This is a genomic window from Lactobacillus sp. CA30L (genome assembly GCF_059900845.1).
In genome coordinates this window covers 121,497-134,735 of record NZ_JBWXGB010000004.1, presented here as the reverse complement: position 1 = coordinate 134,735, position 13,239 = coordinate 121,497, and the positions used below count along the sequence as shown (strand labels likewise).

At 49.7% G+C, this 13,239-nt stretch carries 13 protein-coding genes; 8 read left to right on the top strand and 5 right to left on the bottom strand.

The window, feature by feature from the left end; translation table 11 throughout:
- Positions 1-96 precede the first annotated feature (96 nt).
- The 4 genes from AC2JF8_RS06030 to pplA all read right to left on the bottom strand — a co-directional run bounded on the left by AC2JF8_RS06030 (position 97) and on the right by pplA (position 4,333).
- On the bottom strand, positions 97-1,119 hold the full coding sequence (locus AC2JF8_RS06030; protein WP_500762028.1) for a UbiA family prenyltransferase: 1,023 nt from the start codon (positions 1,117-1,119) through the stop codon (positions 97-99).
- A gap of 68 nt (positions 1,120-1,187) precedes the next feature.
- Positions 1,188-2,213 (bottom strand): UbiA family prenyltransferase, encoded by a 1,026-nt coding sequence (locus AC2JF8_RS06025; RefSeq protein WP_500762026.1) that lies wholly within the window; start codon positions 2,211-2,213, stop codon positions 1,188-1,190.
- Positions 2,214-2,258: 45 nt separating this feature from the next.
- Positions 2,259-3,350, bottom strand: a complete 1,092-nt coding sequence (locus AC2JF8_RS06020) for an FAD:protein FMN transferase (protein WP_500762024.1) — start codon at positions 3,348-3,350, stop codon at positions 2,259-2,261.
- Positions 3,351-3,415: 65 nt separating this feature from the next.
- Positions 3,416-4,333, bottom strand: a complete 918-nt coding sequence (pplA, locus tag AC2JF8_RS06015; RefSeq protein ID WP_500762022.1) for an extracellular electron transfer flavoprotein PplA — start codon at positions 4,331-4,333, stop codon at positions 3,416-3,418.
- A gap of 255 nt (positions 4,334-4,588) precedes the next feature.
- Here pplA and AC2JF8_RS06010 point away from each other — a divergent pair, with 255 nt between their 5' ends.
- From AC2JF8_RS06010 to AC2JF8_RS05995, 4 genes are all read left to right on the top strand, one after another.
- The gene (locus AC2JF8_RS06010; RefSeq protein WP_500762020.1) at positions 4,589-6,484 is read left to right on the top strand and encodes an NAD(P)/FAD-dependent oxidoreductase; all 1,896 of its coding nucleotides are present in this window, start codon (positions 4,589-4,591) and stop codon (positions 6,482-6,484) included.
- Between the two features lie 77 nt (positions 6,485-6,561).
- Positions 6,562-6,942 (top strand): NusG domain II-containing protein, encoded by a 381-nt coding sequence (locus AC2JF8_RS06005; protein WP_500762018.1) that lies wholly within the window; start codon positions 6,562-6,564, stop codon positions 6,940-6,942.
- 15 nt (positions 6,943-6,957) lie between these two features.
- Positions 6,958-7,503 carry a Gx transporter family protein gene (locus AC2JF8_RS06000; protein ID WP_500762016.1) on the top strand — a complete coding sequence of 182 codons (546 nt, stop codon included), beginning with the start codon at positions 6,958-6,960 and terminating at the stop codon, positions 7,501-7,503.
- Between the two features lies 1 nt (position 7,504).
- Positions 7,505-8,464 carry a polyprenyl synthetase family protein gene (locus AC2JF8_RS05995; protein WP_500762014.1) on the top strand — a complete coding sequence of 320 codons (960 nt, stop codon included), beginning with the start codon at positions 7,505-7,507 and terminating at the stop codon, positions 8,462-8,464.
- Between the two features lie 110 nt (positions 8,465-8,574).
- On the opposite strand, the gene AC2JF8_RS05990 is transcribed toward AC2JF8_RS05995, so the two are convergent.
- Positions 8,575-8,889, bottom strand: a complete 315-nt coding sequence (locus AC2JF8_RS05990) for a hypothetical protein (RefSeq protein ID WP_500762012.1) — start codon at positions 8,887-8,889, stop codon at positions 8,575-8,577.
- Positions 8,890-9,379: 490 nt separating this feature from the next.
- Here AC2JF8_RS05990 and AC2JF8_RS05985 point away from each other — a divergent pair, with 490 nt between their 5' ends.
- Genes AC2JF8_RS05985 through AC2JF8_RS05970 form a run of 4 tightly spaced genes read left to right on the top strand, consistent with a single transcriptional unit; the run spans position 9,380 to position 13,233 of the window.
- Positions 9,380-10,576, top strand: a complete 1,197-nt coding sequence (locus AC2JF8_RS05985) for an ABC transporter substrate-binding protein (RefSeq protein WP_500762235.1) — start codon at positions 9,380-9,382, stop codon at positions 10,574-10,576.
- Positions 10,577-10,600: 24 nt separating this feature from the next.
- Positions 10,601-11,479 carry a branched-chain amino acid ABC transporter permease gene (locus AC2JF8_RS05980; RefSeq protein ID WP_500762010.1) on the top strand — a complete coding sequence of 293 codons (879 nt, stop codon included), beginning with the start codon at positions 10,601-10,603 and terminating at the stop codon, positions 11,477-11,479.
- An 8-nt stretch (positions 11,480-11,487) separates the two neighbouring features.
- Complete coding sequence (locus AC2JF8_RS05975) at positions 11,488-12,444, top strand: branched-chain amino acid ABC transporter permease (protein WP_500762008.1); 957 nt, start codon at positions 11,488-11,490, stop codon at positions 12,442-12,444.
- A gap of 3 nt (positions 12,445-12,447) precedes the next feature.
- Complete coding sequence (locus AC2JF8_RS05970; RefSeq protein ID WP_500762006.1) at positions 12,448-13,233, top strand: ABC transporter ATP-binding protein; 786 nt, start codon at positions 12,448-12,450, stop codon at positions 13,231-13,233.
- The last annotated feature ends 6 nt before the right edge of the window (positions 13,234-13,239 follow it).

The following is a 13,239-nucleotide window of genomic DNA, read 5'->3' as shown; positions in this document are numbered from 1 at the left end:
TTGAAAACAAAAAAGAATGCAAGTTTGAACTTGCATTCTTTTATTAGCAATAATTATTTTATGCGAAGACCGTTTTTAACCAGTTTTGGATTAGGTTTAAAACTTGATTGGCAAAAAGATGTTGATGAATAGGCCAATTTCTTCCATTCCCTGAAACAATAAGAGGTTGCGTGGCACCAGGTCAAAGGTGTTGGGCTCATGGTGCTCGGTGTTGTCTTTATCAATCCAGTACGTCATGTCTTTGGTCTGCTTTTTGAGGAACTTTTGGACATTTTGATATATTGTTGGAAAAGTGATAAAAACGAGCAGATCCCAAACGGGTAAGAACCGGAAAATGATGCTGATGATCACGGTTACGTATGGAGCGAGGGTGAGGAAGCGGAACAGTTTTAACGAGGCGGGAATACCGATGTAAGAGGGCAGGGTGTGCCGGTTGTTGGTCAGGTCCTCCTCGAGGTCGGAGGTGTTGTTGGCGAGCATAATCGCGGAAGTCAAGAATATTTGGGGCACCATTACCCAAAATATTATTAGCAGGTTGGCTAGGTTGCCACTAAGAGCAAAGTGGGGCCAGTTAAACGAAAGGCTGGCTAATTGTTTAACCGGGGAGTTAACGTAAACGGTCATGAAGCCAACACCAAAGCCCTCGAATAGGCCGGACAGAAGTTCGCCCAGCGGAATGCGGGAGATGGGCGTAGGCCCATACGTATAGCCAATGCCCACCATAAAGGCCGGCACCCCAATGAGCCAGATGAAGGGATCGACCTTTATGGTTAACCAGATCCCGACAACGGCGGAAAAAACAACCAGGAAGATCATGATATTCATGAGGGTCACGGGGGAGAGGTTGCGTTGGCCGATCAGCGTCTGCTCTTTGCGATAGGTGCTGCTTTTGGCCAGGCGGTAGTCCTGCACGTTGTTAAAGCCTGTAACAAAGAGCGTCAAGGCAGACTGTGCAACCAGGTAGATCAGCGTGTTTTGCCAGTTGAACGTGTGAAAATAGTAGTAAGTAAAAAGTATCCCCGTTAAGAACGGCATTACGCTGGCAAGCTTGGTATTGAGGCGCTCAAATTCTAAAAATTTGTGCAGCGTTAACCGGTCATATTTATTTCGTGCTTCCATTCAGTTACCCCTCTTAATAATAAACGAGCCCAGTGGCGGGTATTTGGCCAATGAGTAAGACCATAAAGCTAAAACTTAACTTGCGGCAGTAAAATTCCGATGATTAATCCGATGATCTGCATGCCCTGGAAGACTAATAGGTTCTGCGGCACTAGGTCAAAGGTGTTGGGTTCGCGGTGCTGGATGTTGTCCTTGTCCACCCAGAAGGTCATGTCTTTGGTCTGCTTTTTGTGGAACTTCTGCACGTTATGGTAGACCTTCGGCAGGGTAATGAAGACCAGCAATTGCCAGATCGGCAATATTCTGAAGACGATTCCGAGTACCACTGCAGCATACGGCGCTAAAGACAAGAAGGTAAATAGTTTCAGGGCCGTTGGTACGCCGATGTAGGAAGGCAGGGTGTGCCGGCCGTTGACCAAGTCCTGCTGGAGGTCGCTAGTGTTATCGGCGAGCATGATGGCCGCGTTAAGAAAAATCTGCGGCAACGCCACCCAAAAAACAATTAGCAGGTTGGCCAGGTTGCCGGAAAGGGCAAAGCTAGGCCAGCTTAAGGTTAAACTAGCCAATTGACTGGCAGGCACATTGACGTAAATGGCCAAGAAGGTAACGCCGAGTCCCTCAACCAGACCAGCCAGCAGTTCGCCGATGGGGATGCGGGAGAAGGGCACCGGACCATAGGTGTAAAAGATGGTTACCAGAATCCCCGGCCCGCCGATTAGCAGGATGAAGAGGTCGGTTCGTGCGGTTAGCCAGATGCCCAGAGCGGAGGCAAGCAGCAGCAGCCCCAGCATTAAATTCATAACGAGCGTGGGCGACAAGTTGCGGTTGCCGATTAGGTTGTGTTCTTCCTGAAAATCTTTGCTTTTGGCCAGACGGTAGTCCTGCACGTTGTTAAAGCCGGTGACAAAGAGGGCGATTGCCCCCTGTGCAACCAGGTAGATCAGCGAGTTTTGCCAGTTAAACGTGTGAAAGTAAAAGTAAGCAAACAACACCCCAAATAAATAGGGCATTAGGCTGGCTAACTTGGCATTAAGCCGCACCAACTCAAGAAAATCGGTCATTGTTAACCGGTTGTATTTCTTTTGGGCTTCCATTATATTTCCTCTTTTCATTAATGTTGATAATACTAAAAACCAGATTTATTTGACGGCTGCAATTTTCGCCAACTTATAACCACTATCCGAAAACAGCTTAAATTTGTTCTTCAGGCCCGGTGTGACGTAAACCTTTTTGTCCTTGGTGATAAAGATTGCTTCCGTGCCAGGCTTGTGTTCGATGTAGCGGTAGCCCTTCTTTAGGCCGCGATTGAAGACCGCCGTGGAGATGCCGTCACCGGTAGTCGAAAGCCGGGCAATAACCGTCACGCTGAGCAGGTTGTTCTGGCAGGGGTAGCCCGTCTTAGGATCCATCAGGTGACTGTAAACCTTGTTGCCCACTTTGAGGTAGCGTTCGTAAACGCCGGACGTAACTGCGGTGGCGTTGCGTTCAGGCAGTTCCCCGATTGCGGTGCCCCGGCCGGCCTTAGGGTCCTGGATGCCGACCGACCAGTCCCCCTTGTTGGTGGGGGAAACGCCGAGCACGAAGACGTTGCCGCCCAGATCAATGATGGCGCTGGTGACGCCGTGGGCTTGCAGCACCTTCATGATTTCATCGGAGATGAACCCCTTGGCCATGCCGCCCAAATCGAGCATCATGCCACGCTTCTTGAGAAAGACGGTCTGCTTGTGCTGGTTGAAAACAACGTTGTGGTAATCGACCAGCGGCAGGCGCTTTTTGATAGTACGGTCCTTGGGCTTATGTGCATCAGGGAAACCAATCCGCCAAAGACTGGTAATAGGTCCAATCGTTAGGTCAAAGGTCCCCGCCGAAATTTTGCTGTAGTAGTATGCATCCGTGCACATGCGGTATATGGTAGGGGAGACCTTAACCGGGCGGATGCCCGCATACTTGTTGACCTTGTCGATCTCGCTGCCCTTTTGGTTAACGGTCGTTTGTTTTGCTAAAAGAGCAAGCCGGGCGAAGGCCGCCTTAAGCGCAGTCTTTTTGTGCTTGTTGTAGATTTTGATTGTGCAAACCGTCCCCATCATGAACTGGGTATCCGAGGTCGGGGTCGTGGTAAGGCTGGCTGGTGAATTGGCGGAATGCTTGCTTTGCGTTGAGCAGGCTGCAAGGGCAAGGCAGGCCAGTAGTAGTCCAATAATTAGCAGGGGCTTGTGAGTTCGTTTGGTCATACTAAATCTCCTAATAAAAAAGAGCGGCGATTATGTCACTCCCTTTTGTTTAACTAATTATAGTTTTATTCTTGATAGACAATGTTGTCAACCTTAATGGTTGATGCGTCGCCCTTCTGGGCGGCATTAAGCAGCTGGTCGACGTAAGCGATGAATGAATGCGAGGATTCGGTGGCGCCGGATACGACTTGCACCTTTTCCATGTTGCCATTGGCCTTGAGGAATTCCTTTTCTAATTCTGGAATGTATTCTTTAGGGCCCGTCTTGGTAACTTTCTTCATTTGTTTCTCGTAGCCCGCGTTCTTGGTCTTGGAAACGCCATTCTTGTTGACCTGATCGTACTTGAAGCTGCTGATCTTGCCGCCCTTAACTACCATCGTGTAGACTTGCCGGTAGCCGTGACTGTAATTTAATTCCTGCAGCTTGTACGTCCCATCCTTCAGCTTCTTGCCGTTATTGATGTGAATGGTTGCCGTGTCCCCCTTCTGGGCAGCCTGGGTTAGCTGGTTGACATAGTTCTTCATCGTTGTGCTTGAGCTAGTTGCACCGCTAACGACCTGGATCGCACTGGAGTTGGCGCCATTTGCCGCAAATGATTTTTGCAGTGCGGGAATATATTCCTTCGGCCCGATCTTGGCCTTGGAGTACTTCTTCATCTGGGCTTCGTACTTCTTATCCTGGGCCTTTGACTTGCCGTTCTTGTCAACGTAGTCGTAGCTCGTGTTTGTGACCTTGCCGCCCTTGACGGTCATGGACATTTTGACGCGGTAGCCGTTGAAGTAGTTGTCTTCAACCAGCTTGTAGGTACCATCCTGCAGCTTGGCGCCCGCGACCTGCTTTCCTTCTTTCTTCTTGGTTACAGCAACCTTAGGCTTGGAAGAGCTGCTGGATGAGTCCTTGCTGGCAGTCGTGGAACATGCACTCAGCAATAAGGCAGAAAGAGCAAGCGTAACGGCACTGTAGACAAATTTGTTATTTTTCATAATATCCACTATCCCCTTTGATTGACAAATAACGCATATAATTGTGTACGTCTTCACTTAAATAGATTATAAAATACCGTTAGACTTTATGCAACTGCAAAACATAATTAATAAATTGCTTTATTTATCAATCAAGAAAGCGCATTAATTAACCACGTGTTTTTTAATATTGTGAAAGTAGCCACTTTACCAAAAAGATGAAGTCTAGTATAATATACAATATGGAAAGCGAATATTTTTGAAAGGGTGTTAAAAGTGGCAGAAACAAATATTGTCGTGATTGGTGGGGGCTTCGGTGGCCTGTATACCACTAAGCATCTTGCGAAGAAATTAAAAAGACGCAAGGACGTTAAAATCACGTTAATTGATAAAGATCCTTATATGACGATGGTGACATTGCTGCATGAAGTTGCGGTTGACCGCACAGAGCCCAAGACCCTCCAGTTTGACCTCCAGCGTTTGTTTTCGCGCCGTAAAAACGTTGACGTTGTCACTGACAGCGTCACTAAAATTGACCAGACAGCCAAGCAGGTGATTGGCGACCACGGTGTCTATCCGTATGACTACGTTGTTTTGGCAATTGGCTCGGAACCCAACGACTTTGGAACGCCGGGCGTTAAGGAATATGGCTTTACCCTTGCCAGCATGGACGATGCAACAAGATTGCGTGATCACGTTGACGAGATGGTTCGTCTGGGCGCTAAGGAGCGCGATCCAAAGAAGCGCGCCCAATACCTTACTTTCACAATCGTTGGCACCGGCTTTTCCGGGACGGAGACAGCAGGGGAGTTGAACTTCTGGCGTGATACCCTTGCTAAAAAGTACCACATCGAAAAAGACGAGATGAAAGTCACGATGATGGAGATGGCACCAACCGTCATGAACATGCTCGACCGTCCAAACGCCAACAAGGCTAAGGAATATTTGGTTAAGCACGGCGTTGACATCAGGACCAATACCGGCGTTGTCGGCGTGCATGAAGACCACATCGACATTAAGGGCGGCGCCACTTTTCCAACTAGAACGCTAGTTTGGACTGCCGGCGTTAAGGCCAATGAGGATGCCAAGGGCTTTGGCTTTGAAACAGCCCGTGCCGGCCGCATCGTTGTCAACGAATACTCCCAGATTCCGACGGATCCGCACGTATACGTTATCGGGGACGTTGCACTATATGATTCCGACGGCAGCGGTCGCGGTGAACCCCAAATAGTACAGGGGGCAGAAGCTGCGGGCAAGTGTGCCGTAAAGAACATTCTGGCCCAGATTAAGGGCGGCGAACCGGTCAAGTTTAGTGCAAGCTACGCTGGCTTCATGATTTCGCTTGGGCCTAAGTGGGGCGTTGCCTCCCTCGCTAATATTTTCCACCTGAGCGGGTTCTTCGCCGTGTTCATCAAAGATTTGGTCGACATGATCTACTTCATGGAAATTTATTCGGGCTACTACCTCTTCCAGTTTGTTATGGACAAGTGGTTCAGGACGAAGCGGCAAACGATGTGGCGGGGCAACCTCAACCGTTACGGCAACGTCTTGTGGACGGTTCCTTTGCGAATCTACCTTGGATTGATGTGGTTGATCGATTGCTGGTATAAGGTTCAGGGCAGCGGGTCCTGGTTTACCGACAAGCTGCGGCTCCAGTTTCCGTGGCTAGTCCAAGCGGCAACGAGTGGCGCTTCACAAAAGGCCGCAGCGACAACTGCAGCATCCGGCAAGGCCGCTGCTTCTGCGGCGCCAACCTTGTTTTCCTTGAATTATGACTTCGGACACTCACCGATGCCGGTATTTGATAAAATGCCAAGCTGGGTGCAGGCAATCACAAAGGTCCTGATTCCAAACAAGGATGTCGCTCTCGTGGCACAAAAGGTCATGACTTGCATGGAAATCGCCGTTGGCATTATGCTGGTATTAGGATTGTGCACATTTCTTGCCGGCGGTCTGAGTGCCGCGCTGATCGCGTCATTCTGCCTGTCGGGGATGAACTACTGGGTAAACGTTTGGATGATTTTTGCGGCCATCGCAGTCATGAACGGTTCCGGCCGGGCACTGGGCCTTGACATGTGGTTTGTGCCGTGGCTAGAAAAGAAGGCCACTAAGTGGCGGTATGGCATATTGAAGTCCATATATCACGTCGATAAAAACGGAATAAAAAACTAGTAGCGATAATACTTAAAAAGTCCTATAGTCTTATCTATAAGACTTTTTTAGTTTAATCATTGCGAGGCTTACTGATCGTGAAAATATTGAAGCAGTTAAAATTGGGTGACCTGGCAATTAGCGCAATACTAGTATTAATCAGCTTTGTACCCGTTAAGGTGCTTTTAACAGCAAGAAGTACGGGCCCCAACGTTGTCGCCATAATTAAGGTTAACAACCGGCAGGTCAAGAAACTGAGCCTGAATCAGGATACGACGTGGACGTATAGGCAAAGCGGCAAAGTCAATGTGGTCCAGGTGAAAAAGCAGCGGATACGCATGATTGACGCCAACTGCAAGGATCAGGTGTGCGTAAAAGAGGGGTGGAAGAGCAAAGCTGAAGACACGATTGTATGCTTGCCGCACAAGTTTTTAGTTGAATTAAAGGATGAAAGTGTGTCTAATGAAACTGATGAGTAAGGTTTTGCCGGTGTTATGATTAGGACAAGCAAAAAGCTCTATAATTACGTATTTACGGGGATTCTTTGTTCCCAGGGGATTATTCTTAGCGTCGTTGAACAGATGCTGCCAGCGCCCTTTGTCTTCGCCCCCGGGGCGCGGCTAGGCTTGACCAATATCATTACCTTGGTTGCCCTAGTCATCCTGCCCTTTTCCGACTGCCTCCTGCTTACGTTTCTCCGGCTTATACTGACGGCACTGATGATGGGGGGCACGGGTACTTTCTTGTATGCTGCGGCGGGCGCGTTTATCAGCTTGTTTTTGATGAAGCTTTTCCTGTTTTTAACGCCCCGGTTTGTCAGTCTTTTAGGCGTATCGATTATTGGGGGCGTCAGTCATAATTTTGGTCAACTGGTGGTTGCGGTGGTGCTGGCCCAAAGCAAATACCTCTTCCTGTATTTGCCCCTCCTGACAATTTTTGGCATCTTGGCGGGAATTGTGGTTGGCCTTGTGGGCAGCATGCTGGTGCACTATGCTGATGCGTTCAACTTTATCAGAAAAGTAATTGACAAGGGAAATTAACATGGTGAGACTCGAAAAACAGTTAATGCAGGTTCAGCGAATTATCCAAAAGAATGTGGCCCCGCCAACGGGCAAGTTGGGTGCGGCTCTGAAATATGCCTTTAGCAGCAAGGGCAAGCAGCTGCGTCCCCGCTTTGTCTTGCTTTTTGGCGGCATGGGCGGTGCCCAAGATGAGCACAAGCTTTGCAGCATTGCCAGTTCCGTCGAGATCCTGCACAATGCCACCCTGATTCATGATGATATCGTTGATGATTCTGCCACCAGGAGGGGGCAGGAGTCGGTTCAGGCCAAATTTGGAAAAACAATTGCACTATATGCGGGGGACTATCTCTTTGCACTGTCACTGCAATTGCTCAGCAAAAACACCGCACGGATCACCAACCTTCGCATTAATGGCGGGACGATGCAGAAAATTCTCGCCGGCGAAACCATGCAGTACAGCAACGAATACAACACGTCGATCACCGAGCAAGAATACCTGGAGCAGATTCAGGGCAAGACGGCTAACTTGTTCGGCTATGCCTGTTATGTGGGCGCGGTTGAGGGCGGATTGAGTCGGTCTTTGGCCCTCAGGGCCCAGCAAGTCGGGCTGCTCTTTGGGCAGGCTTTTCAGCTTCGGGATGATATCCTGGACTACACTGCATCGGCCCAAGAACTGAAGAAGCCGGTGCTATTGGACGTGGTCAACGGCGTTTACACCGGTCCCTTGATCTTTGCGTTGAAAAAAGATGAGAGCGGTGAATTGCTGCGCCTGGTCAAACGGGGCAAGGACTTGACAACTGACGAGCTCCACCGGATTGATCATATGGTTAGTGCATTAGGCGGGATAGAATATGCGCAAAAACTGGCCAACAAGCTGACGCAGCAGGCCCTGCAGATTCTGGATAAATATTTTGCCGAATATCAGGGCTACTCTGAACTGACGCAATTAATCCAAAAAATGCTCATTAGGAAATACTAGTGAAGACTAGTCAAGGCACAAGTAAAAGCTGACCCCTGCAGGGATCAGCCTTTTTTCGGCAAACAAAAAGCCCAACTCCTTGGCGAGTCAGGCAATGTTATTTGCATTAACTAAGCGGTCTTAGGGTTCCGGGTGATGCCAAGAAGTGCTTGCAGGACAACCAAAACAGCGTAGCCCATGGTCATGTAGACCAGCAGACTGATGTCGGACCTGCTGGATGCGAACCAGTACCACTGGTTGCCCTCGGAACTGTAAATCAAATACATTAGCCCCAGTATACCCAACACCAAGATGTTCATAATAGCAAAGATCCACAAATTACCATTTTCACGTTTAGCCAGGTAAATGACGGACCAAGCGGCTGACCAAAGGGCCCAAAGTCCGGTAACAGCAATTACAATCCAGTAAAAAATTGTTGCAAACATACTATACCTCCTTATTATCTCCCCTTCATTTTACCACAAAGTTAAGAACATCACATAATTATCTCCGGCCAGCGGGAAAATAAAGTGGTTGAACAAGTGAAGCGGCAAGAATAATGAGGCGCGATGCGCAAACTGGGCAAGCGTGCAATCAAAATGCTGCTGGCAGATTAGATTAAATTTAAATTTGGACTTGACAAGGCACAGATATCCTTTATAATTTTGAGTATTAAATTAAATTTTAGGGAGGCAATTTTAATGAAAATGAGAAGTACAAATAGACCACGCGCTATTAGAATTGCTGCTGCCTGGAATTTGCTGGCCTTGTTGTTGCAGAGGACTTGATATGAAGAAGCATTCATAATGCTTCACACATGTTAAGCCCTAGTTTGCATCTTGTTGATTGGGGCTTGACTAATAACTGGCTTAACCTCATTCAGCAAGTTGAATGAGGTTTTTAATTTTTTATGGCAGCATCAGTTAAGGGAGAAGAATCATGAATAAGTTATCAAAAAGGATAATGGGCGTAGTGACCATTGGCGCAGCGGCTATGGCGATGGCGGGCTGCAGCATTAACAAGACTAGCGGCAGCGGTACGCACCAGGATGCAAGCACCGTTAAAATCGGCGTTAACATGGAACTGTCCGGAACGGCGGCGGGCTATGGCAACGCCGAGAAGCAAGGCATCCAGCTAGCAGCTTACGAAATTAACAAGGCCGGCGGTATTAACGTTAACGGTCACAAGAAAAAGATCAAGCTAATTATTCGGGACAACAAGACGGCAATTGCCACGTCTGCTTCAGTAGCCGCGCAATTAGCCACCAAGGACAAGGTAGCGGCAATCGTTGGGCCGGCGACCACAAATGCCGGTACGGCGGAAATTCCTAACATTACTAAGGCTGCCGTTCCTAGCGTCAGCCCGTCAGCTACGGACCCCGGCTACACGCTGCAAAAAAATGGCAAGGTGCAGCCGTACGTTTACCGGGCTTCTTTTCAAAACAACTTCCAGGGTGAGAGCGCGGCTAAGTTCGTTGCTAACAAGCTAAAGGCCAAGCGGGTGGCAGTCTTTGCGGACAACTCCAGCGACTATGGTACCGGACTGGCCAAGGCGTTTAAGAATACCTATAAGGGCAAGGTCGTAGACAGCCAGACCTTCTCGGAGGGAGACAAGGACTTCAACGCGGTGCTAACCTCCTTCAAGGCCAAGAAGATTGATGCAATCTACGTGCCCGGCTACTACACCGAGGTCGGACTAATCGTTAAGCAAGCCCGGCAGATGGGAATTCGGGTGCCGATTGTTGGCAGCGACGGCATGGCTGATCCCAAATTGGCACAGATTGCGGGGGCTAAGAACGCCACCAACATTTACTACACAACCCCATTTTCAACGCGGGTAGCAGCCCAAAATCCGACTGCCGTCAAATTCATGAAGGCCTTTAAGGCACGTTACAACGTGGAAGCACCGACTTTTGCGGCGTTAGCTTATGACTCGGTTTACATGGTTAAGACTGCAATTGAGAATGAAAAGTCGGATGACTCGGTTAAAATTGCAGCGGGTCTCTCCAAGATCAAGGACTTTGATGGCGTGACCGGCCGCATCACGGTCAACAAGACGCATGACCCAGAAATGCCGATTGCCGTTGAAGAAATGACCAACGGCAAGGTAAGCAATTCGGTTAGCGTCGAATAGGGATAGTTTTAAGGAGTGATCAACTTGCAAACAGTCTTACAGCAAATCATCAACGCCCTCTCGCTCGGGTCGATCTATGCGCTCTTAGCGCTGGGCTACAGCATGGTCTACGGCATTATCAAGCTGATCAACTTTGCTCACGGCGACATTTACATGCTGGGTGCGTTCTTCGCCTACTACGTGATTAATTATTGGCACCTCGGCTTCTGGCCGGCTCTTCTCCTGGCGATGGCGGTGAGTGCGCTGGCTGGCGTTGTCATTGAATACCTGGCTTACCGGCCCCTGCGCAAGTCGCCCCGGATTACCGTTTTGATTACGGCGATCGGCGTGTCGTTCTTGTTGGAAAACGGAATGTCATACTTTGTGGGTTCAAACGCCCGCAGCTTTCCCCAGGTGATTGAACAGGTCAACTACGAGATTGGCGGCGTGCAGGTTTCAAACATCCAAATCATTATTTTGGCCACTGCCCTGATTTTGATGGTTATGCTCCAGGTGATCATTCAGAAAACCAAGATGGGGCGGGCAATGCGGGCCGTGTCGGTTGACCCGGATGCGGCACAGCTGGTGGGGATCAACGTGAACCATACGATTTCCTTTACCTTTGCGCTGGGGTCTGCCCTGGCCGGCGCCGCTGGGGTTTTGATTGGGCTGTACTACAACCAGATTGATCCGCTCATGGGGATGACCCCTGGCATCAAGGCCTTTGTGGCCGCCGTCTTGGGTGGTATCGGCTCGGTTCCGGGCGCGTCTTTAGGAGGCTTTTTGATCGGTATTTTGGAAACTTTCTTCCAATCGGTGGGTCTATCGGCATACAAGGATGCAGTTGTTTACTTTATCCTAATCGTGATTTTGCTTTTCTTACCGGCAGGTATTTTTGGCAAAAATGCTAAGGAGAAGGTATAGGTGGCAAAATGAAGAAGAATGCAAAGTACATCTTGTCGTGGCTGGTGTTGATGGTGGCTGGCTTTTGCCTGATTGACCTATTGGTTATGGTTGGCGTGATTGACAATTTTATCGAAAACATGCTGGTCACAATCGGCATCAACATCATTTTGGCAACGGGCCTCAATCTGATCATTGGCTTCAGCGGCCAGTTCTCGCTCGGACACGCCGGCTTCATGGCAATCGGGGCTTATGCTACTGCTATTATTACGCAATACATGACTAGTGAACTAGGCTTCATCGTTTCACTGATTGTTGGCATGACACTGGCGGCAGTGCTGGCGACCGTGATTGGTCTGGCTACCTTTACCCGCCTCAAGGGCGACTACCTGGCGATTGCCACGCTGGGGGCCGCCGAGATTATCCGCAACGTTATTAATAACCTGAAGATTACGGGGGGCTCGGCCGGCATGTTCAACATCCCGCAGCTGTGCTCCTGGCCCACCGTGTACATTTTGGTCTGCATAACCACCATCGTTTTGCTGAACTTTATTCGGTCACGGAGCGGCCGGGCAATCAAGGCGGTAAGAGAGGATGAGATTGCGGCAGAGGCGATGGGCATCAACACGACCAAGTGGAAACTGGCGGCCTTTGTCCTTGGCGCCACCACGGCGGCAGTTGCCGGCAGCCTGTCTGCATCCTATTTGCAGACCATCGCACCGACCAACTTCGGCATCATGCAGTCCATCTCGATTCTGGTCATCGTGGTTCTCGGCGGGGTTGGCAGCATGACGGGAACGGTGCTTGCGGCTGTTGTCCTCGGCATCCTGGACACGGTTTTACAGAATTTCGGTGCGCTGCGCATGGTGATTTATGCAATCGTGTTGATTGTGATGATGATTTTCAAGCCAGCGGGCCTTCTGGGCAGCTGGGAGTTCTCGTTAGAAAACTTGCGCCGGTATTTTGGCAAAGGTGAAAGGAGCTAGGCTATGGGACACTTATTGCAAGTCGAGCACGTCGTCCGCCGGTTTGGCGGGTTGACGGCAGTTGATGATGTTTCGCTGCACCTGGACCGGCGCGAGTTGGTTGCCTTAATTGGCCCCAATGGTGCGGGCAAGACGACACTATTCAACCTTTTGACCGGAATGATTCCGCCCTCAAGCGGGCAGATCAGCCTGCAGACGCCCGAGCAGACTTATGACTTAACCCACAAAACTGCGGTCCAGATTGCCGCTTTGGGCCTGTCGCGTACCTTTCAGAACATTAGGCTGTTTAAGAACCTGAGCGTTATAGACAATGTGTTAACGGCAATGACCGGCAAGTACCGGGAAGGCTTTTGGACCAGCATTCTGCGCTTGCCAGGCTTTTACCGCACCGAACAGGCGGTGGAGAAGGAGGCCGAACGGCTGCTGGATATGTTTGACCTGAAAGATGATGCGGCTACGCTGGCGCAAAATCTGCCCTACGGCACGCAGCGGAGGCTGGAGATTGTCCGGGCATTGGCTACTGGTCCGCAGATTCTCTTTTTGGATGAACCGGCGGCGGGGATGAACCCCGAGGAAACGGCGGACTTAACCCGCCTGATTAAACGCATCCAGTGCGAGCTGCACGTTACCGTTTTACTGATTGAACATGACATGTCCCTGGTAATGAATCTGGCTGAGCGCATATACGTGCTCAACCAGGGGCAGATTCTGGCAGCCGGAACGCCGCAGGAGGTCAAGGCTGACCCCAAGGTGATTGAGGCGTATTTAGGAGAAGAGGGTGCAGACTAGATGACA